The 24,219-nt window shown below is 69.3% G+C and carries 22 protein-coding genes and 1 riboswitch; of the genes, 8 read left to right on the plus strand and 14 right to left on the minus strand.

Translation table 11 applies throughout. The features are described 5' to 3' along the window. Positions 1 to 111 precede the first annotated feature (111 nt). Entirely contained in the window at positions 112 to 2,016 is a 1,905-nt protein-coding gene (locus ACFVJX_RS26725; protein ID WP_384135689.1) for a family 20 glycosylhydrolase, read from the minus strand. A 101-nt stretch (positions 2,017 to 2,117) separates the two neighbouring features. Next, complete coding sequence (locus ACFVJX_RS26730) at positions 2,118 to 3,092, minus strand: GlxA family transcriptional regulator (RefSeq protein WP_384135687.1); 975 nt, start codon at positions 3,090 to 3,092, stop codon at positions 2,118 to 2,120. Between the two features lie 81 nt (positions 3,093 to 3,173). Between ACFVJX_RS26730 and ACFVJX_RS26735 the strand changes: the two genes are divergently transcribed. Beyond that, on the plus strand, positions 3,174 to 3,386 hold the full coding sequence (locus tag ACFVJX_RS26735) for a hypothetical protein (protein ID WP_384135685.1): 213 nt from the start codon (positions 3,174 to 3,176) through the stop codon (positions 3,384 to 3,386). A gap of 13 nt (positions 3,387 to 3,399) precedes the next feature. Here the strand turns inward: ACFVJX_RS26735 and ACFVJX_RS26740 are convergent, their stop codons facing one another. The 6 genes from ACFVJX_RS26740 to ACFVJX_RS26765 all read right to left on the minus strand — a co-directional run bounded on the left by ACFVJX_RS26740 (position 3,400) and on the right by ACFVJX_RS26765 (position 10,757). Further along, positions 3,400 to 4,416, minus strand: a complete 1,017-nt coding sequence (locus ACFVJX_RS26740; protein WP_384135683.1) for a ribonucleotide-diphosphate reductase subunit beta — start codon at positions 4,414 to 4,416, stop codon at positions 3,400 to 3,402. Further along, positions 4,416 to 6,887 (minus strand): ribonucleoside-diphosphate reductase subunit alpha, encoded by a 2,472-nt coding sequence (locus ACFVJX_RS26745; protein WP_384135681.1) that lies wholly within the window; start codon positions 6,885 to 6,887, stop codon positions 4,416 to 4,418. Before ACFVJX_RS26745 ends, ACFVJX_RS26740 begins: the two co-directional genes overlap by 1 nt. Positions 6,888 to 7,028: 141 nt before the next feature. Continuing rightward, positions 7,029 to 7,159, minus strand: a riboswitch (cobalamin riboswitch). A 59-nt stretch (positions 7,160 to 7,218) separates the two neighbouring features. Further along, positions 7,219 to 7,731 carry a GNAT family N-acetyltransferase gene (locus ACFVJX_RS26750; protein ID WP_384135679.1) on the minus strand — a complete coding sequence of 171 codons (513 nt, stop codon included), beginning with the start codon at positions 7,729 to 7,731 and terminating at the stop codon, positions 7,219 to 7,221. Positions 7,732 to 7,845: 114 nt separating this feature from the next. Then, on the minus strand, positions 7,846 to 9,474 hold the full coding sequence (mctP, locus tag ACFVJX_RS26755) for a monocarboxylate uptake permease MctP (RefSeq protein ID WP_384135677.1): 1,629 nt from the start codon (positions 9,472 to 9,474) through the stop codon (positions 7,846 to 7,848). Beyond that, positions 9,471 to 9,725 (minus strand): DUF3311 domain-containing protein, encoded by a 255-nt coding sequence (locus tag ACFVJX_RS26760; protein WP_384135676.1) that lies wholly within the window; start codon positions 9,723 to 9,725, stop codon positions 9,471 to 9,473. Before ACFVJX_RS26760 ends, mctP begins: the two co-directional genes overlap by 4 nt. A gap of 261 nt (positions 9,726 to 9,986) precedes the next feature. After that, positions 9,987 to 10,757: a GntR family transcriptional regulator gene (locus ACFVJX_RS26765; protein ID WP_384135693.1), complete on the minus strand. Its 771-nt coding sequence runs from the start codon at positions 10,755 to 10,757 to the stop codon at positions 9,987 to 9,989. Positions 10,758 to 11,064: 307 nt separating this feature from the next. Here ACFVJX_RS26765 and ACFVJX_RS26770 point away from each other — a divergent pair, with 307 nt between their 5' ends. The 4 genes from ACFVJX_RS26770 to ACFVJX_RS26785 all read left to right on the plus strand — a co-directional run bounded on the left by ACFVJX_RS26770 (position 11,065) and on the right by ACFVJX_RS26785 (position 15,794). After that, positions 11,065 to 12,348 carry an extracellular solute-binding protein gene (locus tag ACFVJX_RS26770; RefSeq protein ID WP_384135674.1) on the plus strand — a complete coding sequence of 428 codons (1,284 nt, stop codon included), beginning with the start codon at positions 11,065 to 11,067 and terminating at the stop codon, positions 12,346 to 12,348. Between the two features lie 85 nt (positions 12,349 to 12,433). Beyond that, positions 12,434 to 13,420 (plus strand): carbohydrate ABC transporter permease, encoded by a 987-nt coding sequence (locus ACFVJX_RS26775; protein WP_384135672.1) that lies wholly within the window; start codon positions 12,434 to 12,436, stop codon positions 13,418 to 13,420. Continuing rightward, positions 13,417 to 14,247: a carbohydrate ABC transporter permease gene (locus tag ACFVJX_RS26780; protein ID WP_384135670.1), complete on the plus strand. Its 831-nt coding sequence runs from the start codon at positions 13,417 to 13,419 to the stop codon at positions 14,245 to 14,247. The genes ACFVJX_RS26775 and ACFVJX_RS26780 overlap by 4 nt, the downstream gene beginning before the upstream one ends. Before the next feature lie 8 nt (positions 14,248 to 14,255). After that, a complete protein-coding gene (locus tag ACFVJX_RS26785; protein ID WP_384135668.1) occupies positions 14,256 to 15,794 on the plus strand; it encodes a glycoside hydrolase family 3 protein in 1,539 nt (512 codons plus the stop codon). Positions 15,795 to 15,963: 169 nt separating this feature from the next. On the opposite strand, the gene nagB is transcribed toward ACFVJX_RS26785, so the two are convergent. Further along, positions 15,964 to 16,749: a glucosamine-6-phosphate deaminase gene (gene nagB, locus ACFVJX_RS26790; protein WP_384135666.1), complete on the minus strand. Its 786-nt coding sequence runs from the start codon at positions 16,747 to 16,749 to the stop codon at positions 15,964 to 15,966. Positions 16,750 to 16,977: 228 nt separating this feature from the next. On the opposite strand from nagB, the gene ACFVJX_RS26795 reads away from it, so the two are divergent. Next, positions 16,978 to 18,048: an SIS domain-containing protein gene (locus ACFVJX_RS26795; protein WP_384135664.1), complete on the plus strand. Its 1,071-nt coding sequence runs from the start codon at positions 16,978 to 16,980 to the stop codon at positions 18,046 to 18,048. A gap of 368 nt (positions 18,049 to 18,416) precedes the next feature. Beyond that, on the plus strand, positions 18,417 to 19,883 hold the full coding sequence (locus ACFVJX_RS26800) for a sensor histidine kinase (RefSeq protein WP_384135691.1): 1,467 nt from the start codon (positions 18,417 to 18,419) through the stop codon (positions 19,881 to 19,883). Between the two features lie 192 nt (positions 19,884 to 20,075). Here the strand turns inward: ACFVJX_RS26800 and ACFVJX_RS26805 are convergent, their stop codons facing one another. Continuing rightward, the gene (locus ACFVJX_RS26805) at positions 20,076 to 20,333 is read right to left on the minus strand and encodes a WhiB family transcriptional regulator (protein WP_003953983.1); all 258 of its coding nucleotides are present in this window, start codon (positions 20,331 to 20,333) and stop codon (positions 20,076 to 20,078) included. A 320-nt stretch (positions 20,334 to 20,653) separates the two neighbouring features. Beyond that, a complete protein-coding gene (locus ACFVJX_RS26810) occupies positions 20,654 to 21,622 on the minus strand; it encodes a diacylglycerol/lipid kinase family protein (protein WP_384135662.1) in 969 nt (322 codons plus the stop codon). Positions 21,623 to 21,784: 162 nt separating this feature from the next. Here ACFVJX_RS26810 and ACFVJX_RS26815 point away from each other — a divergent pair, with 162 nt between their 5' ends. After that, positions 21,785 to 22,246 (plus strand): hypothetical protein, encoded by a 462-nt coding sequence (locus tag ACFVJX_RS26815; protein WP_384135660.1) that lies wholly within the window; start codon positions 21,785 to 21,787, stop codon positions 22,244 to 22,246. A gap of 81 nt (positions 22,247 to 22,327) precedes the next feature. Here the strand turns inward: ACFVJX_RS26815 and ACFVJX_RS26820 are convergent, their stop codons facing one another. The 3 genes from ACFVJX_RS26820 to ACFVJX_RS26830 all read right to left on the minus strand — a co-directional run bounded on the left by ACFVJX_RS26820 (position 22,328) and on the right by ACFVJX_RS26830 (position 24,210). After that, entirely contained in the window at positions 22,328 to 23,254 is a 927-nt protein-coding gene (locus tag ACFVJX_RS26820) for an RNA polymerase sigma factor SigF (protein ID WP_384135659.1), read from the minus strand. Positions 23,255 to 23,304: 50 nt separating this feature from the next. Then, complete coding sequence (locus tag ACFVJX_RS26825) at positions 23,305 to 23,718, minus strand: anti-sigma regulatory factor (protein ID WP_003966375.1); 414 nt, start codon at positions 23,716 to 23,718, stop codon at positions 23,305 to 23,307. A 231-nt stretch (positions 23,719 to 23,949) separates the two neighbouring features. Next, a complete protein-coding gene (locus ACFVJX_RS26830; protein ID WP_384135657.1) occupies positions 23,950 to 24,210 on the minus strand; it encodes a UBP-type zinc finger domain-containing protein in 261 nt (86 codons plus the stop codon). Positions 24,211 to 24,219 lie beyond the last annotated feature (9 nt).

Below are 24,219 nucleotides of genomic sequence, written 5' to 3' on the forward strand. Positions count from 1 at the left end.
ACGACCAGTGCACCGGGGCCCCGCACTGTTGGGGGCGCCCCCCAACCGGGCCAACCCGCCCCGGGGGGGGGCCGGGGGGGGGGGGCCCCCCCCCACTCCGCGTCCGTACGGTCAGGCGGACTTCGCCGTCAGGCGCGTCCCGCCCGTCGTCTGGACCGCCGCACCGTCGGCGGCCCGCTCCGTCAGCCTCAGCTGGGAGACGGCGTTGCGCAGGACCAGCGCGCCGGCCCCGGTGTCCAGCTGCCAGCGCTGGGTGCGCGTGCCCGTCGCGCAGGTGGCGAGCGACAGTTCGGCCCCCGCCTCCAGCGGGGCGCCCAGGTACTTCTTCCCGCGCACCGCGTCCAGGCACAGACCGCTCGTGGCGGACCGCACGGTGTAGTACCCGTCGGCGGTCGCCGTCAGCGTCCAGGCGGCTGTCGTACCCCGCGCCAGGGCGACCCCGTTGTCCGTGCCGGGCGCCAGCGCCTTCGCGCCGGCCGTCAGCCGGTACGTACCGTCGGCGAGCGGGGCGCGGTCGGTGTTCTCCCAGCCGGGCGCGTGACCGATCCGCCGGGCCAGGGCCTCGAAACCGGCGTACGTGTCACTGGGCTTGGGACCGCCCCAGGTGGCCTGGGCCAGGAAGCGCAGCGGCATGAAGGTCTTCGCCTCGACCTCGTTCTCGGTCTCGGCGGCCGCGCTGTCCGGCCACAGGCTGATCTTCGCGCCGGTCAGGTTCGCCGCCTTGCCGGGCAGCGTCTCGCCCTCGAAGCTCAGCGGCGTCCAGTCGCTCTCGTACAGCTTCTTCGTGTCCATCGTGAAACCGCCGCGCACCAGGTAGAGCGAGTACGCGGAGTTCATCACCGGACGGCCCTCGGCCAGCAGCTCGGACGGCTGCTCGATGGTGTCGCCGCCCAGCCAGTGCTCGACGGCGATGTCGCGGTCCAGCGGCACGATGCCGTTGTGGCCGGCCAGTCCGTCGTTCCAGATCCGCAGCGACCGGCCGTCGGCCTTCACACGCGCGTTGACCTGGTTGATGAAGTCGACGAAGAGGTCGTCGGGAGTGGCCGAGGCGCCGAACTTCGCCGTCGCGGCGGTCTGCAGCTGGGGATAGTCCGGATACGAGGAGCCGATCATGTACTCGTCGCCGCCCATGTGCCAGGTGCGGGTGCCCCACACCTTCAGGGCCTCGTCCACCAGGGACGTGTAGTACGCCAGCGCCTCGGGCCGCGAGATGTCCAGCCGGGGCGCCGAGGCGACGCCGTCCTTGTCCTTGAGCTGGAGCTCCGGGTGGTTCTCCAGGTAGGTGTCCATGTGGCCGGGTGAGTTGATCTCCGGCACCAGGTCGATGTGGTACTTCTTCGCCATCGCGGCCAGGGCCCGGACCTGCGGCTTGGTGTAATAGCCCCAGAACGCCGACTTCGGGTCGGTGTCGCTCCTGACCTTCGCCTCGATCCAGAGCTGGTTGAGCTTCTGGGAGGCCATGTCCTTCATCAGCCGCTCGAACCACGGCAGCGAGACGTTGATGTAGCAGGCGCACACCCCCACACCGCGCTCGCGGTACGCGGGCACGTCGGTCGCCGTACCCCGTGCGGCGCGGCCGTCGTCATTCAGCAGCTGGAGCACGGTGCGCGAACCGTAGAACACACCGGTGGAGGTCGCGGCGGTGACCGTGACCCGGTCGCCGACCTCGAGCCGGTAACCCTCCGTACCCAACGACGCCTTCAGGGAAGCGTCCTGGCGCAGCACGATGTCACCGGCCCCGGCCTTGCCCCGGGACAGCGCCGCGCCGCCCTTCAGCTCGCCCGCGAACCTCTCCGCGTCGGCGGCGGTGCGCTGCTCGCGCACCCCGTCCAGCACGATCCTGGCCCGGTCGGTGAGGGCGAACTCCCCCTCGCCGGGCTGCCACTGCCGCAGCGAGGGCAGCACCTCGGGCGGCGGAGCGGCGGCGGGCCCGTCCACGGCCGAGGCGCTCTGCCAGGGCAGCAGGGCGGCGGTGAGCGCGGCCACCACCGCTCCGATCGTCCTTCGTCTTGCCATCCGGATGTCCATCGTCCGACCCTGGCTCGCGAGCGGCGCCCGGTCCATGGACAGGTGCGGGAAACAGTTGGACGAATGATCGGACGTCAGTCCGTGCGGTGTCAGGCGACCTCGGTCATGGCGCAGGGCCCGCGGAAGGTCCGGCGGTACGCGTGCGGTGTGGTGCCCAGGGAGCGGACGAACTGGTGGCGCAGCGCGGCGGCGTTCCCGAAGCCGGTCTGGCCCGCGATCGTGTCCATCGTTTCATCCGATGTCTCCAGGAGGTGTTGCGCCAGCAGCACCCGCTGACGCAGCAGCCAGCGGTACGGGGTGGTGCCCGTCTCCTGCTGGAAGCGCCGCGCGAAGGTGCGCGGCGACATGTGCGCCTGGGCGGCGAGCTGCTCGACGGTCATCTCCCGGTCGAGGTTCCGCTCCATCCAGGCGAGCGTGTCGCCGACCGTGTCGCAGCGGTCGCGGGGCAGCGGTCGCTGGATGTACTGCGCCTGTCCGCCGTCGCGGTGCGGCGGCACCACCATGCGGCGGGCGATGGTGTTGGCTGCCGCCGGTCCGTACGCCTGGCGGACCAGGTGCAGACAGGCGTCGATGCCCGCCGCAGTGCCCGCCGATGTGATGACGGAGCCCTCGTCCACGTACAGCACGTCGGGTTCGACGACGGCCCGCGGGAAGCGGCGGGCCAGCTCGTCGGAGTGGCGCCAGTGGGTGGTGCAACGGCGGCCGTCCAGAAGTCCGGCCGCGCCCAGCACGTACGCCCCCGAGCAGACGCTCAGCACCCGGGCGCCGCGGTCCACGGCCCGGCGCAGGGCGTCCAGGACCTCTTCGGGGTACTCCCGGTCCATGAAGTGGCTGCCGGCCGGTACGGCGATGAGGTCGGCCTCCTCCAGACGGTCGAGGCCGTGCGGGGTGCTGATGGTGAACCCCGCGTGGGTCTGGAGTACCGGGCCCTCGGCGGAGACCACGGCGAAGTCGTGCACCGGGAGGCCCTCGTCACTGCGGTCGAGGCCGAACACTTCGCAGAGCACACCGAGTTCGAAGGGATGGACCTCGTCGAGCAGCAGGACGGCGACGTTTTTCAGCATGCCCCCAGTGTGGCAGTAATTCGATGCTCTATGACAGTCCTGCCACTGCCGGATTCTGCTCGCACGGACGAGAGTAGAGGCATGAACACATTCCAGAACGTCCTGGGCATATCCGCTGTTATCGTCCTCGTCCTGCTCCCGGCGCTGCTCGGTATCGCCCGCGAGTTCCGTATCGACCGCGAGCTCCGGGAGGCGGAAAGCAGCCGGAGGGCGGGGCCACCGGAAACGGCGGACGCCGCGCGGCCGGTGGGGGCCGCACGGCGTCCGTACGTCAGAAGCTGGGCGAGGATCTGAGAGATCCGGCGGGTCAGAACTCGTCGTCGAAGCCGACCGTGCCCTCGACCGCCACCTGGTAGGCCGAGGGGCGGCGCTCGAAGAAGTTCGTCAGTTCCTGGACGCCCTGGAGCTCCATGAACGAGAACGGGTTCTCCGATCCGTACACCGCCGGGAAGCCCAGCCGTTCGAGCCGCTGGTCGGCGACGCACTCCAGGTACTGGCGCATGGACTCGGTGTTCATGCCCGGCAGCCCCTCACCGCACAGATCGCGGCCGAACTGGAGCTCCGCATCGACGGCCTCCTTGAGCATGTCGGTGACCTGCTCCTGGAGGGCGTCGTCGAAGAGCTCCGGCTCCTCCTTGCGGACGGTGTCCACGACCTCGAACGCGAAGTTCATGTGCATCGTCTCGTCACGGAAGACCCAGTTCGTGCCCGTGGCGAGGCCGTGCAGCAGACCGCGCGAGCGGAACCAGTAGACGTAGGCGAACGCGCCGTAGAAGAACAGCCCCTCGATGCACGCCGCGAAGCAGATCAGGTTCAGCAGGAAGCGGCGGCGGTCCGCCTTCGTCTCCAGCCGGTCGATCTTCTCGACCGAGTCCATCCAGCGGAAGCAGAACTGCGCCTTCTCGCGGATGGACGGGATCTCCTCGACCGCGTCGAAGGCGGCCGCCCGGTCGTCCGGGTCGGGCAGATAGGTGTCGAGCAGCGTCAGATAGAACTGGACGTGCACGGCCTCCTCGAAGAGCTGCCGCGACAGGTAGAGCCGCGCCTCGGGGGAGTTGATGTGCTTGTACAGCGTCAGCACGAGGTTGTTGGAGACGATCGAGTCACCGGTCGCGAAGAACGCGACGAGCCGGCCGATCATGTGCTGCTCACCCGGCGACAGCTTGGCGAGGTCGGCGACGTCGGAGTGCAGGTCGACCTCCTCCACCGTCCAGGTGTTCTTGATCGCGTCCCGGTAGCGCTCGTAGAAGTCCGGGTAGCGCATGGGCCGCAGGGTCAGTTCGAAGCCCGGGTCCAGCAGGTTCTTGTTGTCGTTGGTGCTCATTACTGGCAGGCCTCGCAGGACTCGGGGTTTTCGAGGGAGCAGGCGATCGCGTCCGCGTCGGGGGCCGCTGCCTGCTGCACGGGAATGGGGGCGGCGGCCGCGGCCTGGCCGGACGCCGCACGGGCGATCCGGGTCGCCGGGCGCGAGCGCAGGTAGTACGTCGTCTTCAGCCCCTGCTTCCAGGCGTACGCGTACATCGAGGAGAGCTTGCCGATCGTCGGCGTCTCCAGGAACAGGTTCAGCGACTGGCTCTGGTCCAGGAACGGCGTACGGCCCGCCGCCATGTCGATCAGTCCGCGCTGCGGGATCTCCCACGCCGTGCGGTACAGGGCCCGGACGTCCTCGGGGATCCACGCGAAGCCCTGCACGGAGCCGCTCGCCTCGCGCAGCGCCTCACGGGTGCGCGCGTCCCACACGCCGAGCTTCTTCAGCTCGTCCACGAGATAGGCGTTGACCTGGAGGAACTCACCGCTGAGCGTCTCGCGCTTGAAGAGGTTGGAGACCTGCGGCTCGATGCACTCGTACACGCCCGCGATGGAGGCGATGGTCGCCGTCGGCGCGATCGCCAGGAGCAGCGAGTTGCGCATCCCGCTCTTCGCGACCCGGGCCCGCAGCGCGTCCCAGCGCTCCGGCCAGTTCAGCTCGGTGTCGTAGTGGTCGGGGTGCAGCACACCGCGGGCGGCACGCGTCTCGGACCAGGCGGGGAAGGGACCCGCGGGGGTCGTCCCCCCTGCACCGGAGCCTGCCGAAGCTGCTTGGGGACGCTCGGCGAGATCGCAGGACGCCTCGTAGGCCGCGAGCATGATGCGCTCGGAGATCCTCGTCGAGAGCGCGCGGGCCTCGGGGGAGTCGAAGGGCAGCCGCAGCTGGAAGAAGACGTCCTGGAGGCCCATCGCGCCCAGGCCCACCGGCCGCCAGCGGGCGTTGGAGCGCCCGGCCTGCTCGGTCGGGTAGAAGTTGATGTCCACGACCCGGTCGAGGAAGGTCACGGCGGTGCGCACGGTGGCGTCCAGGCGCTCCCAGTCGATGGTGCCGTCGGCGACGAACGCGCCGAGGTTGACCGAACCCAGGTTGCAGACGGCCGTCTCGCCGTCGTCGGTGACTTCCAGGATCTCGGTGCACAGGTTCGACGAGTGCACGACGCGGCCGGGCTCGGCGGTCTGGTTGGCGGTCCGGTTGGAGGCGTCCTTGAACGTCATCCAGCCCTGGCCGGTCTGCGCGAGGGTCCGCATCATGCGGCCGTACAGCTCACGGGCCGGCATGGTCTTGCGGGCCAGGCCCTTGGCCTCGGCGGCCCGGTACGCGGCGTCGAACTCGTCGCCCCACAGGTCGACCAGGCCCGGCACGTCGGCGGGGGAGAACAGCGACCACTCGCCGTCCGCGTCGACCCGGCGCATGAACTCGTCCGGGATCCAGTGCGCCAGGTTGAGGTTGTGCGTGCGCCGCTGGTCCTCACCGGTGTTGTCGCGCAGTTCGAGGAACTCCTCGATGTCCGCGTGCCAGGTCTCCAGGTAGACGGCGGCGGCGCCCTTGCGCCGGCCGCCCTGGTTGACCGCGGCGACGGAGGCGTCGAGCGTCTTCAGGAACGGGACGATGCCGTTGGAGTGCCCGTTGGTGCCGCGGATCAGCGAACCCCGGGCACGGATACGGGAGTACGAGAGGCCGATGCCGCCCGCGTGCTTGGAGAGCCGCGCCACCTGGTGGTAGCGGTCGTAGATCGAGTCGAGCTCGTCCAGCGGCGAGTCCAGCAGGTAGCAGGAGGACATCTGGGGGTGCCGGGTACCGGAGTTGAAGAGCGTCGGGGACGAGGGCAGGTAGTCCAGCCGGCTCATCAGCCCGTACAGCGCGGCGACGTCGTCGAGGGCGCGCTGGGAGTCGTCCTCGGCCAGTCCGGCCGCGACGCGCAGCATGAAGTGCTGCGGGGTCTCGACGACCTGGCGGGTGATCGGGTGGCGCAGCAGGTAGCGGCTGTGCAGGGTGCGCAGGCCGAAGTAGCCGAAGCGGTCGTCGGCACCGTCGGTGAGTGCCTGCCCGACCAGCGCGTCGAGGGCCGCGGCGTGGAGCGTCACGAACTCGGCGGTGCGGTCCGCGATCAGACCCTCGCGGTGTCCGACGGCGACCGAGGCGGAGAAGGACGTCGCGCCCTGTCCGGCTGCCTCGTCCGCGATGGAGCGGGTGAGGAGACGGGCGGCGAGCCGGGAGTAGGCGGGGTCCTCGGAGATCAGACCCGCGGCGGCCTCGGTGGCCAGCGAGCGCAGTTCCGCCTCGTCCGACCGGGCGTTGCGGCCGCGCAGCGCGGCGGCGGCGACGCGTCCGGGGTCGGTGTCGGGCAGATCCGCGGTGAGGTCGGTGAGGGTCCGCAGCAGTGCGGTCCCCGGTCCGTCCTGCGCGGGTCCGCCGGACCGGACCGCTTCGGACTCGGCTGCTTCGGACTCGGCCGCTGAAACCGGATCGGCTGGCGCGATGGTCACGTGGTGCTCTCCCTCGCTCGGCTCGGGGCCGGTGGAGGGAGCGGGGCAGCCGGGCGGAGCGGGACCCGGGGCAGGGCAGCACTCCGTGCGGCGTCCACCGGCCCATCCACGAGGCCCGGACGTCTGGGCATCCGGATCGGTCGAGCCGGATGCGCTGTCGGCAGGTCCTCGGACTCACGGGTGCACAAAAGCGCACCGAGTACACCGTTGCGGGACAGTTCCGGATTCGCACCGGATTTCCCTGCGGCGACAACGAGGTTGAGCATACATGTGGGGGCAGCCGGATGCGGCAGCCCCCACATGTTGTGTCGCGCGAGATATCGGCCTTGCCCTATGAACCCGGCCGAAGCTCCAGGCGGTACGTCAGCAGCTTGAGGTCTTCGAGGGGACTCCAGTCCTTCTCGGGGGTCCGTACGAAGCCGAGGCGCGCATAGATCCTATGGGCGCCGTGCATGGTCGGCTGCGTCGACAGGACGATCCCCCTGACCCCGGCGGTGCCTCGTGCGCGCTCGATACAGGCCCGCACGAGCGCCTCGCCCGCCCCCGCGCCCCGGGCCTCGTGGGAGACCGCCAGCATCCGGAACTCGGCTTCGTCCGGGGCCGCGATATCGGCCCACCGGTTTCCCGGCGGGGCGTACGTCACGCCGCCCAGGACGCGGCCCCGCGTGTCGGCCGCGACGAGCACCTCGGCCTCGGCGGCCCGCCGGGTGACGTCGCGCAGGTGCACCAGGTAGGGGTCGTCGGCGCCGAAGTCCAGCAGCCCGTCACCGAGGTACGCCTCGGCGGTGATCTCGCCGAGGAGGGCGTGTTCGGAGGGCTCGACCGGCCGGATCGTTATGTCCATGGACGGAAGTCTGCCGCACTCCCCGGCCGTGCCCGCAAGCGATTTCCGCCGGGCACGCGAACGGGCCGCCGCACCCCCTGCGCGCGGGGGTGCGACGGCCCGTACCCGGTGTCGTCAGTGGCCGCCCGGTGCGCCGGCCGTGGCCGGCGGGAGCTCCGTCTTGACGCCCGGATCGCCGGCGTCCGCGGTGTAGTCGTCCGGAGCGGTCTCGTCGATCCCCGCGGGGGCCTTCAGAGCGTTCAGGACGAAGGTGAGGACGACGGTGACCACGATGTTCAGCACGAACGCCGTGAGGCCGATGTAGCCGATCTCACCGAGGCCCGGGATCTCCTTGGAGGACCCGCCGAAGTGCGCCTGGGTCGGGCTGGCGACCCCGTACGCGGCGGCCGTCCCGTAGACCATGCCGACCGCCCAGCCGGCGAGCAGCGCCCAGCGGTGGAACCACCGGGTGAACAGACCGCCGACCAGGGCCGGCATCGTCTGGAGGATCCAGATCCCGCCGAGCAGCTGGAAGTTGATCGCGACCGTCTTGTCCATGGTGAGGACGAAGGCGAGCGCGCCGACCTTCACCAGCAGCGAGACCAGCTTGGAGACCTTGGTCTCCTGGGCGGGCGTCGCGTCGGGCTTCAGGAAGTCCTTGTAGATGTTCCGGGTGAACAGGTTCGCCGCCGCGATCGACATGATCGCGGCCGGCACCAGCGCGCCGATGCCGATGGCGGCGAACGCCACGCCCGCGAACCAGTCGGGGAACATGTTCTCGAAGAGCTGCGGGATGGCCAGCTGGCCGTTGTCCACCTTGACGCCGGCGGCGATGGCCATGAAGCCGAGCAGCGCGAGCAGCCCCAGCATCAGCGAGTACAGCGGCAGGATCGTGGTGTTGCGGCGGATCACGTTGCGGCTGCGGCTGGAGAGCGTCGCCGTGATCGAGTGCGGATACATGAAGAGCGCGAGCGCCGAGCCCAGCGCCAGGGTGGCGTAACCCCACTGCCCCTCCGCGCCGGGCGCGAGCGCGCCGGTCGGCTTGGAGCCCGGCGGGCCGTTGAACTTGTCCTGCGCGGCGGCGAAGATGTCGTGGAAGCCGCCGAGCTTGATCGGGATGTAGATGATCGCCACGGCGATGACCAGGTAGATCAGCCCGTCCTTGACGAACGCGATCAGCGCGGGCGCGCGCAGGCCGGAGGAGTACGTGTACGCGGCGAGCACCGCGAACGCGATCAGCAGCGGCAGGTCCTTGACGAACCAGTTGGTGTTCTCGCCGCCGCCGACGCCCATCACGTCGAGCACCGCCTGGATGCCGACGAGTTGGAGCGCGATGTACGGCATGGTGGCGAGGATGCCGGTGACGGCGACCGCCAGCGAGAGGCCCTTCGAGCCGAACCGGCCGCGGACGAAGTCCGAGGTGGTCACGTAGCCGTGCTTGTGCGAGACCGACCACAGGCGCGGCAGGAAGGTGAAGATCAGCGGGTACACCAGGATGGTGTAGGGCACCGCGAAGAAGCCGGCCGCGCCCGCCGCGTAGATCGCCGCGGGTACGGCGACGAAGGTGTACGCGGTGTAGAGGTCGCCGCCGAGCAGGAACCAGGTGACCCAGGTGCCGAACGACCGCCCGCCCAGGCCCCATTCGTCGAGGCTCGCCTCGTTCTCGGCCTTGCGCCAGCGGGCGGCCATGAAGCCGACGACCGTGACGGCCAGGAAGAAGAAGATGAAGACGCCGAGTGCGACGCCGTTCACGCCGTCCTTCATGCCGAAGCACCCCCCTTGCGGGCGCGCTGGTCACGCTGCCACAACTTGTACGCGATCATCGTCAGCGCGGTGGAGATGAGCACCCAGAGCATCTGGTACCAGTAGAAGAACGGGATGCCGATGAAGGTCGGGTCGACCTTCGCATACGAACCCACCCAGAGCATCGCCACGAACGGCGCGATGAGGCAGAGGGCGATGACCACCCGCACGGGTGTGACCGTGGGTGGTTTTCCTTCTGGGCCTGCTGGCATTGCGGCGACTCCGTCCCCTCGCTGATCACCTGTTGTGACGCGCAGGAAATCTAGGCGAGGGTTCCGTCTACCGTCACCCCCTGTCCGCATTGCGGTCCGGCAACGGTCCTCGGGCCGGGGACCGGATGGCCGAAATGCCGTCAAACGTACGAGGCTTGGTCCAGACCAATGATGGTGCGAGGGGGCTGTGGTGCCCGAACAGCCCCCGGGGAGCCGTCTCCACGGGGGCTGTTTCGCGCGACGTGCCGGACGGGGTCCGGTTCAGTCCAGTGGACGCTTCAGGCGGGCGACGAACTTGTAGCGGTCGCCGCGGTAGACCGAGCGGACCCACTCGACCGGTTCGCCCTGTTCGTCCAGCGAGTGCCGGGACAGCATCAGCATCGGCAGACCGACGTCCGTACCGAGGAGTCCGGCCTCGCTCGGGGTGGCGAGGGAGGTCTCGATGGTCTCCTCGGCCTCGGCGAGGCGCACGTCGTACACCTCGGCCAGGGCCGTGTAAAGCGAGGTGTACTTCACCAGTGAACGCCGCAGTGCCGGGAAGCGCTTGGCCGAGAGGTGGGTGGTCTCGATCGCCATCGGCTCACCGCTCGCCAGTCGCAGCCGCTCGATCCGCAGGACGCGGCCGCCGGTGGTGATGTCGAGGAGCCCGGCGAGCGTGTCGTCGGCCGTCACATAGCCGATGTCCAGCAGTTGGGACGTCGGTTCCAGCCCCTGGGCGCGCATGTCCTCGGTGTACGAGGTGAGCTGGAGGGCCTGGGAGACCTTCGGCTTGGCGACGAAGGTGCCCTTGCCCTGGATGCGCTCCAGCCGGCCCTCGACGACCAGCTCCTGGAGCGCCTGGCGCACGGTGGTACGCGAGGTGTCGAACTCCGCGGCCAGGGTCCGTTCCGGGGGTACGGGGGTGCCCGGCGGCATGGTGTCCGTCATGTCGAGGAGATGTCGCTTCAGCCGGTAGTACTTCGGGACGCGTGCGGTGCGCGTGCCGGCGCCCGTGCCCGTCTCGTTCTCCGAACTGCCCCCGTCGGCACCCATGGCCCGCCTTCCCGACTGCTGCGTTGCTGCCGTCACCGGCTCCTCCGTCTGTCGCGGCTCACATGGTGGCACGGTCCGGTCACGGCTCGTCGCCCTCCCTCAGGTGTCGGTCCTGTAACGGACGCGAGTGCACTTCTTATACACCCTTGACACCCCTAAAGGTCTAGGCCAAGCTCCCGGTACTGGTCTAAACCATTAAAGACCAGGTCCCAGCCCCACGGGCAGTACGCGTCGTGAGAAATTCGAGCGGCGGCCGGCGACCTCGGGTGGTGGGGGGATTCTCTTGCACAGCCCTGAGGAGGGTGTCGTGAAGCGTGGACTCATCGCGGCCATTGGTGTCGTGGCTCTCTTGGCGGGCGCCACTGCGTGCGGCTCGGACGACGACACGTCGGACTCTGCCAAGAAGGCCGGCCCCGACGGCTACAAGGGCCAGACGCTGACCGTCTGGGCCATGGACGGTTCCACGCCCCCCGGCTGGACCAAGGATCTCACCGCCGCCTTCAAGAAGAAGACCGGTGCCACGCTGAAGTTCGAGACCCAGAAGTGGGACGGCATTCAGCAGAAGATCACGACGGCGCTCTCCGAGTCGACCCCGCCGGACGTCATCGAGGTCGGCAACACCCAGACCCCGGCGTACGCGGCCACCGGCGGCCTCGCCGACCTGAGCGACCTCAAGAAGGAGATCGGGGGCGACTGGTCCGAGTCGCTCAACGAGTCCTCGGTCTTCGACGGCAAGCAGTACGCCGCCCCGTGGTACTTCGCCAACCGCGTCGTCGTCTACAACAAGAAGGTCTGGGCCGACGCCGGCATCAAGGACACCCCGAAGACGCGGGACGAGTTCTTCAAGGACCTGGACGCCATCAAGAAGAAGGGCAAGGCCGAGCCGATCTACCTGCCCGGCCAGAACTGGTACTTCTTCGACGGTCTGACCATCGGCCAGGGCGCGGACCTCGTGAAGAAGGAAGGGGACAAGTACGTCTCCAACCTCGCCGACCCCAAGGTCACCGCGGCCATGGAGCTCTACAAGAAGTACCAGGCCTACTCGAAGGCCCCCAAGGACAAGGACGAGGCCACCCCGCAGCAGGCCGACGTCTTCGCCAAGGGCAACGTCGGTGCCTTCATCGGCATGGGCTGGGAGGCCGGAACGGCCATCGCGGCCAACAAGAAGATCGAGAGCGACATCGGCTACTTCACCATTCCGGGTGAGACCGCCGACAAGCCCGAGGGCGTCTTCCTCGGTGGCTCCAACTTCGCGGTCGCCGCGGGCAGCAAGAAGCAGGACCTCGCCAAGGAGTTCCTGAAGCTCTCCCTGTCGGACGAGTTCGAGGGCCAGCTGGCCAAGGAGAACGGCGTCATCCCGAACAAGGAGTCGCTCAACTCCAACCTGACCGGCAACGCCGCCGCCGAGGCCGCGGCCCCGGCAGCCGGCGGTGGCGGCACCACCCCGCTCATCCCCGAGTGGGCTGCCGTCGAGAACGCGCCGAACCCGATCAAGAGCTACATGACCGCGGTTCTGAACGGTAAGTCCCCGGCCGACGCCGCCAAGACGGTCGAGGGCGAGATCAACAAGCGCCTCGCGCAGAAGAACTGACCCGCAGGCGCCGGGGGGCGGACACCGACCGCCCCCCGGCGCTCCCGCGTGACTCGACCGTACGGCCCAAGAAGAGATGGCGAGCATGTCAGTGCAGACCGAACAAGTGGACTCGGTCCCGGCAGCCGGTGTCCGCAAGGATGACGCGCCTCCCGGAGGCCCCGCCGCGTCGCGAAAGAAGCCGGGCGGTGGCTCGGCCCCGTACCTGCTCCTCCTGCCCGCACTGCTCGCCACGGCGGTGCTCCTCGGGTACCCGCTGGTCAAGAACGGCATGCTGTCGTTCCAGAACCTCAACCCGCGCCAGCTGATCCTCCACCTGACCGAGTGGAACGGCTTCGACAACTACCAGGAGATCCTCGCCGGTTCGGACTTCTGGCGAGTCGTCGGGCGGTCGATCGTCTTCACCGCCGCCAACGTCGTCCTGATCATGGTGCTCGGTCTGCTGGTCGGTCTGCTCCTCGCGCGGCTGGGCAAGCGGATGCGCCTGCTGCTCATGCTGGGCCTCGTGCTCGCCTGGGCCATGCCGATGATCGCGGCGACCACGGTCTACCAGTGGCTGTTCGCACAGCGGTTCGGTGTCGTCAACTACGTGCTCGACAGCCTCGGCTGGCACTCGATGGCCGACTACAACTGGCTGAGCAGCCAGTTCTCCACCTTCTCGCTGGTCACCCTGGTGATCGTCTGGCAGTCGATTCCGTTCGTGGCGATCAACCTGTACGCCGCGTCGACGACGATCCCCAAGGAACTGTACGAAGCCGCCTCGCTCGACGGCGCCGGAACCTGGCAGAGCTTCACCCTGGTGACGTTCCCGTTCCTCAAGCCGTTCCTGGTGGCCACGACCTTCCTCGAGGTCATCTGGGTCTTCAAGTCCTTCGCCCAGCTCTTCGCGATCAACGAGGGGGGTCCCGACCGGCTCACCGAGACGTTGCCCGTCTACGCGTTCGTCGAAGGCGTCGGCAACCAGCACTTCGGCATGGGCGCCGCCATCTCGTTCCTGACGATCATCGTCCTGCTGGCTCTGACCGGCTACTACCTGCGTACCGTACTCAAGCAAGAGGAGGACGAGCTGTGAGGCGCTCACTGTTCGGCCGGATCTGGCCCAACGCGACGGCTGTCGTCCTCTTCATAGGCTTCGCCTTCCCCGTCTACTGGATGTTCAGCACGGCCTTCAAGCCGGCCGGCGACATCATCACCGAGACCCCGGTGTGGTTCCCGACGGACATCACCTTCGAGCACTTCAGGAAGGCCATCGCGGCGGACCACTTCTGGACCCTGGTCCGGAACTCCTTCACGGTGACGGTCCTGTCCGTGGGTGCCTCGCTGGTGATCGCGCTGCTGGCGTCCTTCGCGATGGCGCGCATGCGCTTCAAGGGCCGCCGCGGCATCCTGCTGACCTTCATGATCGCGCAGATGGCACCGTGGGAAGTCATGGTCATCGCGATCTACATTCTGGTCCGCGACGCCGACATGCTGAACAGTCTGGTCCCGCTGACGGTCTTCTACATGATGATGGTCCTGCCCTTCACCCTCCTGACGCTGCGCGGCTATGTCGCCGCGGTGCCCAAGGAGCTGGAGGAGTCCGCCATGGTGGACGGCTGCACGCGCCCGCAGGCCTTCATGAAGGTGATCCTGCCGCTGCTCGGGCCCGGCCTGATGGCGACCTCGCTCTTCGGCTTCATCACCGCGTGGAACGAGTTCCCGCTCGTCCTCATCCTCAACAAGGACATCGAGTCGCAGACCCTGCCGCTCTGGCTCTCCCAGTTCCGGACCGCGTTCGGTGACGACTGGGGAGCGACGATGGCCGCCTCGTCGCTCTTCGCCGTACCGATCCTGATCCTCTTCATCTACTTGCAGCGCAAGGCCGTCAGCGGTCTTACCGACGGCGCAGTGAAGGGATAACGCTCCCCATGACCACCCTCATCTCCACCACGGACACCGTCACCCGCGACGCACTCGCCGTCCTGCAGCCGGGATTCACCGGCACCACCGCCCCGGACTGGCTGCTGCGCCGGGTCGGCGAAGGGCTCTCCTCCGTCGGCCTGTTCGGCCGCAACATCGAGACGCCCGAGCAGCTCGCCGCGCTCACCGCCCAGCTCCGCGCCGAACGTGACGACGTGCTCGTCGCGATCGACGAGGAGGGCGGTGACGTCACCCGGCTGGAGGTCCGCCACGGCTCCTCCTTCCCCGGCAACCTGGCGCTCGGCTCCGTCGACGACGTCGAACTGACCCGTGCCGTCGCCCAGGAGCTGGGCCGCCGCCTCGCCGCATGCGGCGTCAACCTCAACTGGGCGCCGTCCGCGGACGTCAACTCCAACCCCGGCAACCCGGTCATCGGAGTACGGTCCTTCGGCGCCGAGCCCCAGCTGGTCGCCCGGCACACCGCCGCATACGTCGAGGGCCTCCAGGCCGCCGGCGTCGCCGCCTGCACCAAGCACTTCCCCGGGCACGGCGACACCGCGGTCGACTCGCACCACGCGCTGCCCCGCATCGACGTGGACCTGGAGACCCTGCACGCCCGTGAGCTGGTGCCCTTCCGGGCGGCGATCGAAGCGGGTTCCAAATCGGTGATGAGCGCGCATATTCTGCTTCCCGCGCTCGACCCCGACCGCCCGGCGACACTCAGCCCGCAGATCCTCACCGGTCTGCTGCGCGAGGAGTTGGGTTACGACGGCCTGATCGTCACCGACGCCGTGGAGATGCAGGCCATCGCCTCGACGTACGGGATCGAGCGCGGCTCGGTCCTCGCGATCGCGGCGGGCGCCGACGCGCTCTGCGTCGGCGGCGGCCTCGACGACGACAGCACGGTGCTCCGGCTGCGCGACGCGCTGGTCGCGGCGGTCCGTGCCGGTGAACTGCCCGAGGAGCGGCTGGCCGACGCCGCCGCCCGGGTACGGGCCCTCGCGTCCTGGACGCGGCGGGCCGGGGGGGTTGTCCCGGAGCCGGGCGCGGCAGTGCAGGAGGGGACCGCGCCCGGCGCCGGGGACAGCACGGGCATCGGCTCCGACATCGGCCTGGTCGCGGCCCGCCGCGCGGTCGTGGTGACCGGTCCGGCCGAACCGCTGACCGGTCCCGCGTACGTCGCCGCCCTCACCCCGGTCGCGAACATCGCTGTCGGCGCCGAGACCCCCTGGGGCGTCGCCGCCGAACTGGCCCGGCTGGTACCGGGCACCGGGACCGACACGTACGGCAGCGGGAACGAGACACTCGCAGCCGACGTACTGCGGGCCGCGGGGGAGCGGCGCATCGTCGCGGTCGTCCGTGACGAGCACCGTCACCCGTGGATGACCGAGGCCCTCGACGCGCTGCTCGGTGAGCGTCCGGACACGATCGTGGTCGAGATGGGCGTACCCCAGGCCGCCCCTCGGGGCGACTTCCACATCGCCACCCACGGAGCTGCCCGCGTCTGCGGCCTTGCGGCGGCAGAGGCCATAGCACCGGCGATCTAGGCCCCGTCCGGCCGAACCGAGCCCATCAGCCGGACCGAGCACATCAGCACAACCGAGCCCGTCCGGCGATCGAGGGCGGAGCGTCGACCGCGACGCACCCGCACAGCCACGAGACACGAGAGGGGCCGGACACCACCAGGTGCCCGGCCCCTCTCGCGTACCGCCAAGGCTAAATGCCCTGCCACGACGGCTTCGCCGCGTACGTGGCGCGGAAGTAGTCCGCCAGCTTCAGCTTCGACGCGGCTGCCTCGTCGACCACCACGGTCGCGTGCGGGTGCAGCTGGAGCGCCGACGCGGGCACGATCGCGGCCACCGGCCCCTCGACCGTCTGTGCCACCGCGTCCGCCTTGCCCTCGCCGGTCGCGAGCAGGATCGGGTGACGGGACTCCAGGATCGTGCCGATGCCCTGGGTGATCACGTGGTGGGGCACCTGCGCGATGTCGTTGTCGAAGAAGCGCGCGTTGTCGACGCGGGTCTGCTCGGTCAGGGTCTTGATCCGGGTGCGGGAGGCGAGCGAGGAGCACGGCTCGTTGAAGCCGATGTGGCCGTCGGTGCCGATGCCCAGCAGCTGGAGGTCCACCCCGCCGGCCTCGGCCAGCGCCCTGTCGTAGGCCTCGCAGGCGGCCTGGACGTCCTCGGCGGAGCCGTCGGGGCCCATGAAGGACGCCTCGGAGAGACCGAGCGGTTCGACGACCTCACGCAGCACCACGGAGCGGTACGACTCCGGGTGGCCCGCCGGCAGCCCCACGTACTCGTCGAGCTGGCAGATGCGGGCGCGCGAGGCGTCCACGGCGCCGGAGCGGACCCGGTCCGCCAGCGCCTGGTAGATGGGCAGCGGGGTCGAGCCGGTGGCAACGCCGAGGAGGGCGTCGGGCTTGCGGCTCAGCAGGGCGCCGATGGCCCCCGCGATCAGTTCGCCGCCTGCCTTGGCGTCCGGGACGATGACAACTTCCACGAGGGGCCTGCCGATCTGGAGTGACTCAATGTGGTATAGACCAATCTAGGTCCTAATCTAGCAGAACTCGCCGCACGCGGACACGGCCCAGGGGTACCCGCGGGCACCCTCCGGGTGAACTGTGCGCGCCCCCTGCCGCGATCCCGGCGGGTGCCGTCCGCTGGCGGGCCCTCGGTGCCCCGTGTTCGACTTGGCCGAGGCGTCGGTACACCCCGGGAGGCACCAGACATGTCCGTCACGTACGCGGCAGGCGAGGGCGAGCTGCCCGGCCGGATCATGTCCGGTGAGATGGCCGAGCAGCCCGCGATGCTCCGGCGCATCCTCGACGAGGGCGCCCCCGCCATCCGGTCGGTGGCGGCCGACATCGCGGCGAGGAAGCCCCGCTTCGTGCTGCTGACCGCCCGCGGCACCTCGGACAACGCCGCGCTCTACGCGAAGTACCTGATCGAGATCACGCTCGGACTGCCCTGCGGTCTGGCCTCGATGTCGACCACCACCGCGTACGGGGCGAAGCCCGACCTCAAGGACGTCCTGGTCGTCACCGTCAGCCAGTCCGGCGGTTCGCCCGACCTGGTGGCGTCGACCAAGGCCGCTCGGGAGGCCGGTGCGGTGACGCTGGCGGTGACCAACAACCCGGACTCGCCGCTGGCCGCGGTCTCCGAGTACCACATCGACATCCTGGCGGGGCCGGAGAAGGCGCTCCCGGCCACCAAGACGTACACCGCGTCGCTGCTGTCCCTGTACCTGTTCGTGGAGGGTCTGCGCGGCGGCGACGGCGCGCGGGCCGCGATCCTGCCGGAGCTCGCCGAGGCGATCCTGGCCCGCAAGGACGAGGTCAAGGCCCTGGCGTCGCGCTACCGCTTCGCCGAGCGCATGGTCATCACCTCGCGCGGTTACGGCTATCCCACGGCCAAGGAAGCCGCCCTGAAGCTGATGGAGACGAGCTACATCCCCGCCCTGTCCTACTCCGGCGCCGACCTGCTGCACGGCCCGCTCGCGATGGTCGACAACATCTCCCCGGTGATCGCCGTGGTCACCGACGGCCATGGCGGCGAGGCCCTTCAGCCGGTGCTCGACCGGCTGCGCGGGCGTGGCGCCGATCTCTTCGTGGTCGGCCCGAAGGCCCAGGTGGAGGCCGCGTCGGCGGGATTCGTGCTGCCGACGGCCGGGGTCGCCGAGGAGGTCCAGCCGATCCTGGAGATCCTGCCGCTGCAGATGCTGGCCTACGAGGTGACGATCGCCCGCGGCCAGGACCCGGACGCGCCGCGCGCGCTCGCGAAGGTCACCGAAACCCGCTGACACGGTGGCCGGACCGGCCCGGAAGACACCCGCGGGCCGCGGCGCCGGGCCGGGACCCTCAGCCCGACCAGCACCGCAGCCCGGAGTAAGGCCACCCGTCGAAGGGGCGGCCGGTCGGGCCGACGGTGTGCGGTGCCCCCGGCCCGGGAGAGGTACCGGCGCAGTCAGGGCAGAGAGCGCGGGTACCTCGTTCCGCTCTCCTGTGCGGGGAGAGCGGAGGCTCTGTCTCCTGCATTGTGGACTAGACCATTCGCCCCTGTCCATCCATGGGGAACGGCAATTTCCGGCCCCGACTCCAGCACGTACGGCCGGGCCTTCCGGTTCGGTACCTGTGCGCATCCACAGGTACGCTCGCACGCGTGCCCTCCATGAACGACCTCGTCCGCCAGCACACCGCCCTGAGTGACACCGACCTCGAGTGGCTGCACCTGCTGGTCTCGGAGTGGCAACTGCTCTCCGACCTCTCCTTCGCCGACCTGGTGCTCTGGGTCCCCACCCGCGACGGCACCCGCTATGTGTCCGTCGCCCAGATGCGGCCCAACACCGGCCCCACCTCCTACCAGGACGACATGGTCGGCCACCTGGTGCCGCGCGGCCGCCGTCCGCTGCTGGACGCGGCCCTGGACGAGGGCCGGATCGTGCGCGAGGGCGATCCCGAGTGGCGCGAGGAGGTGCCCGTCCGGGTCGAGTCGATCCCCGTGCGCAGGGAGGGCCGGGTGCTGGGCGTCATCGCCCGCAACACCAACCTCCTCACCGTCCGCACCCCGTCCCGGCTGGAGCTCACCTACCTCCAGTCCGCGTCGGACCTGGCCCAGATGATCGCCGCCGGATCGTTTCCGTTCCCCGGCCAGCAGGTCGACATGGACGCTTCGCCGCGGGTCGGTGACGGACTGGTCCGGCTCGATGCCGACGGCGTCGTCCAGTACGCCAGCCCCAACGGCCTCTCCGCCTACCACCGTCTCGGCCTGGCCTCCGACCTGGTCGGACAGCACCTCGGCGGGATCACGGCCGAACTCGCGCCGTCCAGGGGGCCGGTGGACGAGGCCCTGGTCAAACTCGCCAGCGGTTACGCGCCCCGTGAGTTCGAGGTCGAGTGCACGGGCGGTGTGATCCAGCTCCGGGCGATCCCGCTCAAGCCCAAGGGCGTCCGGATCGGCTCCCTGGTCCTGCTCCGCGACGTCACGGAACTGCGCCGCCGCGAACGTGAGTTGATCACCAAGGACGCCACCATCCGGGAGATCCACCACCGGGTGAAGAACAACCTCCAGACGGTCGCTGCCCTGTTGCGGCTGCAGGCCCGTCGGATGGATTCCGAGCAGGGCCGCGAGGCGCTCAACGAGGCGGTGCGGCGCGTCGGTTCGATCGCCATCGTGCATGAGACGCTGTCCCAGAATCTGGACGAGCGGGTGGAGTTCGACGAGATCGCCGACCGGGTCATCGCCATGGTCGCGGAGATCTCGCCGGGCAAGGTCACCTGCCGCCGTACGGGACGGTTCGGCATCCTCGACGCCGAAGTGGCCACCCCGCTGGCGATGGTCCTCACCGAGGTGCTGCAGAACGCGCTGGAACACGCCTTCGGCGTCGCGGAGTCCGGCACGGTGGAGGTCTCTGCGGTACGCGGCGGTTCGCCCACCGAGGGGCGGCTGCTGATCACCGTTCAGGACGACGGCCGCGGTCTGCCCGAGGGGTTCGACCCGCAGCGCGCCGGCAATCTGGGGCTCCAGATCGTGCGGACGCTGGTGGAGGGCGAGTTGAGCGGGACGTTCGGTATGGTGCCCGCGCCCGAGCGCGGTACTCAGGTGATCCTCGACATCCCGGTCCGCACCGACAAGTAGCACGGGTACGTGCCCGGACGGCGGCGGGCGGAAGGCCAGGCACAGCAGGAAGCCCGGACCGTTGGTAACGGTCCGGGCTTCCTGGTCAAGCATGCGCTTCGGGGGTACTGCGCGCTGCGACTCGGGGGAGGGCGGGGTGATGCGTACGCTCTGTACGCGCCGCCTGGCTCAGGTTCGTAGCGGTGGCGTCGATCAGGCGCTTGCGTTGCGCGCCCGGTTGCGAGCGGCGCGGCGCTTCATTGCGCGGCGCTCGTCCTCGCTGAGGCCACCCCAGACGCCGGAGTCCTGGCCGGACTCGAGCGCCCACTGCAGGCACTGCTCCATGACGGGGCAGCGACGGCAGACGGCCTTGGCTTCCTCGATCTGCAGCAGCGCAGGACCGGTGTTGCCGATGGGGAAGAACAGCTCCGGGTCTTCCTCACGACAAACGGCGTTGTGACGCCAGTCCATGGCTGCTACCTCTCCTTGGTATTACGTAACTGTGGCTTGTGAATGTGAACGCTTTCACGAATCCCCCCGCAAGTGCCGGGCCTACGTCCAGGTGAACTGGATGTGGTCCTGTGAAGTGAGGAGGGGTTCTGGCTCTCAGTGGAGGCCGTTGTTGCGGGCCGTCCCGATCGCCATGTAGAGATTCGCAAACCTCGGCGACGGATACAACCCCTTCAGGAAAGTTTTTTTTGATTCCTCGGTGTCGGCTCCGTCACAGCCGTACTTCTAGAGGGTGGAAGCCAGTCCAAACGTTCGAGTTAAAGGACTTTGGTCCCTTCCACTCACACAATCACACGCAGTGCACGGCGTACGCCTGTGAACGTCACACTTCTACGCAGTCCCAGGTGGTCACCGTCCATCTGGAAGGGGAGTGGAGCCTTTGAATGCAAGGTGAAGTCCGTGAGGTCGTGCCGTGAAACCGCGTGCTTGCCGCGCGGACCCTTTTCGGGGCTGGAAGTGAGCAGCTGGGTGGCGTAGCGGGTGACCGCCGCCGTCGACAGCCGCTGGAGGCCGAGGACGTCCAGGGCGGTGTCGAACGAGGCCTTGGGGGAGGCGTACATCGGGCGATTGCCCAGGTAGGTCCAGGGCGCCGTATTGCAGATTATGGAGAGCGCGAGATCGGTGACCGGGTCCTGGCCGGGCACGTCGAGCGTGATCATTCCGTTCCGCCGGCGCGGTTCCTCCAGGAACTGGCGGAGCACCTGGCGGACGTAGAGCGCATGGGTCGACCGCTTGCCCTGTTCCCGCTGCTGTTCGACCCGGCCGATGACTCCGGCGTCGAATCCGAGGCCGGCGCAGAAGGTGAACCAGCGCTCCGGCACGGATTCGTCCTCCGTGCCCGGCGTACCGGCCGCCAGGCCGAGGCCGACGGTGCGCTCCGTGCGGTTGGCGAGCGCGTCCAGAATGGCGCCGGTCGCCTCGACGGCGTCGTTGGGCAGACCGAGCGCGCGGGCGAAGACATTGGTGGAGCCGCCGGGAACCACGGCGAGTTTCGGCAGGTTGTCGATGTCGGGGCCGTTGTGCAGCAGGCCGTTCACGACCTCGTTGACCGTGCCGTCACCGCCGAGTGCCACCACGAGATCTATGTCGTCGCTGTCGGCCGCCCGACGGGCCAGATCGCGGCCGTGCCCCCGGTACTCGGTGGTCACGGCCTCCAGCTTCATCTCGCTCGCCAGTGCGTGGATGAGCACGTCACGGGTCCGCGCACTGGTGGTGGTGGCAGCTGGATTGACCACAAGAAGTGCGCGCATTCCGCCAGAGTACCTACCGCGGGGTATTGGCCTGAAGTCCTACCCGGTGGCCTTCACGCACGGTGACGGTCCGGGAGCGGTGGGGCGACGGAGGCCGGCGTGTCCGGGTGGCGCGGCGACCCCGGCTTCACTTTCGCGGGCCCGGGATGCCAATCTGCAAGGGTGAGTACTCAGGAGAACGCGCCCTCGTCGATGCCTCTGGCCGAGCCACCGAAGCCGGCCAGGATCACGCTCGTGGCCGGACTCAACGCAGTCGAGGGTGCGGCCCTGGTCATCGGTGGGATCTACATGCTGGTCATGGGGCTGCTCGGCCGGCCCGACAGCCCGCAACAGGCCGAAATGGGCGGTCTGACGCTCATCGCGCTCGGGCTGATCCCGCTGTTCGCCGCTCGTGGACTGCTGCGGCGGCGCAGTTGGAGCCGCGGCCCGGCCCTCATCACCCAGATCATCGCGCTGCCGGTGGCTTGGACGCTGCTGCGGTCCCACGGTGTGCTGATCCCGGCCGGGATCGTCCTCGCGGCGGTGTCGCTGACCGCGCTGTACCAGCTGGCCAGGCCGACGACGATCGAAGCCCTCGGCATCCGGCGGCCGGGAGCGGCGCCCGACACGGACACCGACGCCTGACGCACGGACGGGTCCGCGGGTGGGTGCGAGGCCCTGGGTACGTGAGAGCCGCCGGTGACCCGGCGGTACCGGGCCTTCCGGCTACTCCTCGACGAGCAGCCGCTCGCGCAGCTGCGCGAGGGTGCGCGCCAGCAGCCGCGAGACGTGCATCTGCGAGATGCCGACCTCCTGCGCGATCTGCGACTGGGTCATGTTGCCGAAGAACCGGAGCAACAGAATCCGCTTCTCCCGCGGCGGCAGGTCCTCCAGGAGCGGCTTGAGCGACTCCCGGTACTCGACCCCCTCCAGCGCCTCGTCCTCGGAGCCGAGTGTGTCCGCGACCGCGGGGGACTCGTCGTCCGTGTCGGGCACGTCCAGCGAGAGCGTGCTGTAGGCGTTGGCCGATTCCAGGCCCTCCAGGACCTCTTCCTCGGAAATGCCGAGCCGCTCGGCCAGTTCGTGCACCGTGGGCGAGCGGCCGTGCTGCTGGGAGAGCTCCGCGGTCGCCGTGGTCAGCGAGAGCCGCAGTTCCTGGAGGCGGCGCGGTACCCGCACCGCCCAGCCCTTGTCACGGAAATGGCGCTTGATCTCGCCGACGACCGTGGGTGTGGCGTACGTCGAGAACTCGACACCCCGATCCGGATCGAACCGGTCCACCGATTTGATCAGGCCGATGGTGGCGACCTGCGTCAGATCGTCCAGCGGCTCGCCGCGGTTGCGGAAGCGGCGGGCCAGGTGCTCCACGAGCGGCAGATGCATCCGCACCAGGCGGTTGCGCAGCTCGGCCTTCTCGGCCGATCCGCCGGGGAGTCTGCCCAGCTCGATGAAGAGCGCCCGCGCCCCGCTGCGGTCGTGTGGATCGTGGTGTCCGTGCTCGCTCATCTGGCCTGCCCGCTCCGCCTGCGACTGCTCCACCACGACCGTACGGCCAGCGGGCCCGTCCGCCCCGTCCACCGCACGGGGCAGGTCCGCCCCGTCCACCGGATGAGGCAGGGCCTGCTGCTCCGGGATGCCTGCTGGGCGCACCACCCCTGGTCGGATCGTTTCGTCCCGCACAGGACCGTCCCCGTTCCCGTTGCTCACGCCGGCCCGGGTCCCGCGCCGCGCTGTTTGTACAGGCTGATGCTGACCGTCCGGTCATCGGCGACCGTGGAGTCGACCTTTCCGGCCAGTGCGGAGAGCACCGTCCAGGCGAAGGTGTCGCGCTCCGGGGCACGCCCGTCCGTCGTGGGGGCCGAAACCGTCACCTCGAGAGAATCGTCGACGAGACGGAAGACGCAGCTGAGGACGGAACCGGGCACGGCCTGCTGAAGCAGGATCGCGCAGGCCTCGTCGACCGCGATGCGAAGATCCTCGATCTCGTCGAGAGTGAAGTCCAAGCGCGCTGCGAGACCGGCCGTGGCCGTACGCAGCACGGACAGGTAGGCACCCGCAGCGGGCAGCCGGACCTCTACGAAGTCCTGATTCCCGGGCTCGCCTGCGATCTGGGACACCCTCACCTCCAAGGTGGCACAAACTCATTCGTGGATCCGGGAAGGGTGCCCCGGAGCCATGCGGTACGTCTTCGGTTCTTGGTCCGGCGACGCTATCGCGATCCATGATGCCGTGTCGCCGAAACCCGTCCCATGACTGTCACTCATGGTAAGCCCATGAGTACAGACAGTGGCTAGGGGTCTGCGGCGGTCAATTACGAACAACAGGCGCCGGTTTGACGTACCCAGACGTCAGACGATCGAACCGTCCTCGTAGCACCAGCGCCAGCTTTCGTCGGGTTCGAAGCTTCGCATCACCGGATGACCGGTCTCCTTGAAGTGAGTCGTGGCGTGCTGCATGGGTGACGAATCGCAGCAGCCGACATAACCACAGACCAGGCAGAGTCGCAGCTGTACGGGGTGGGTGCCCGTTGCCCGGCATTCGAGACAGGTCTCGCTGAGGGGTGCGGGCTCGGGGCGCGGCAGGTCTGATACGTGCGGGCACTCACTCATGATTGTCAG

It is taken from the genome of Streptomyces sp. NPDC127177 (assembly GCF_042672475.1).
GTDB lineage: Bacteria > Actinomycetota > Actinomycetes > Streptomycetales > Streptomycetaceae > Streptomyces.

Bases quoted from the DNA above. Each gene is read 5' to 3' on its own strand.
- ACFVJX_RS26725 (WP_384135689.1), bottom strand. From the start codon at position 2,016: ATGGCAAGACGAAGGACGATCGGAGCGGTGGTGGCCGCGCTCACCGCC.
- ACFVJX_RS26730 (WP_384135687.1), bottom strand. From the start codon at position 3,092: ATGCTGAAAAACGTCGCCGTCCTGCTGCTCGACGAGGTCCATCCCTTC.
- ACFVJX_RS26735 (WP_384135685.1), top strand. From the start codon at position 3,174: ATGAACACATTCCAGAACGTCCTGGGCATATCCGCTGTTATCGTCCTC.
- ACFVJX_RS26740 (WP_384135683.1), bottom strand. From the start codon at position 4,416: ATGAGCACCAACGACAACAAGAACCTGCTGGACCCGGGCTTCGAACTG.
- ACFVJX_RS26750 (WP_384135679.1), bottom strand. From the start codon at position 7,731: ATGGACATAACGATCCGGCCGGTCGAGCCCTCCGAACACGCCCTCCTC.
- mctP (WP_384135677.1), bottom strand. From the start codon at position 9,474: ATGAAGGACGGCGTGAACGGCGTCGCACTCGGCGTCTTCATCTTCTTC.
- ACFVJX_RS26760 (WP_384135676.1), bottom strand. From the start codon at position 9,725: ATGCCAGCAGGCCCAGAAGGAAAACCACCCACGGTCACACCCGTGCGG.
- ACFVJX_RS26765 (WP_384135693.1), bottom strand. From the start codon at position 10,757: ATGGGTGCCGACGGGGGCAGTTCGGAGAACGAGACGGGCACGGGCGCC.
- ACFVJX_RS26775 (WP_384135672.1), top strand. From the start codon at position 12,434: ATGTCAGTGCAGACCGAACAAGTGGACTCGGTCCCGGCAGCCGGTGTC.
- ACFVJX_RS26785 (WP_384135668.1), top strand. From the start codon at position 14,256: ATGACCACCCTCATCTCCACCACGGACACCGTCACCCGCGACGCACTC.
- ACFVJX_RS26795 (WP_384135664.1), top strand. From the start codon at position 16,978: ATGTCCGTCACGTACGCGGCAGGCGAGGGCGAGCTGCCCGGCCGGATC.
- ACFVJX_RS26800 (WP_384135691.1), top strand. From the start codon at position 18,417: ATGAACGACCTCGTCCGCCAGCACACCGCCCTGAGTGACACCGACCTC.
- ACFVJX_RS26805 (WP_003953983.1), bottom strand. From the start codon at position 20,333: ATGGACTGGCGTCACAACGCCGTTTGTCGTGAGGAAGACCCGGAGCTG.
- ACFVJX_RS26810 (WP_384135662.1), bottom strand. From the start codon at position 21,622: ATGCGCGCACTTCTTGTGGTCAATCCAGCTGCCACCACCACCAGTGCG.
- ACFVJX_RS26830 (WP_384135657.1), bottom strand. From the start codon at position 24,210: ATGAGTGAGTGCCCGCACGTATCAGACCTGCCGCGCCCCGAGCCCGCA.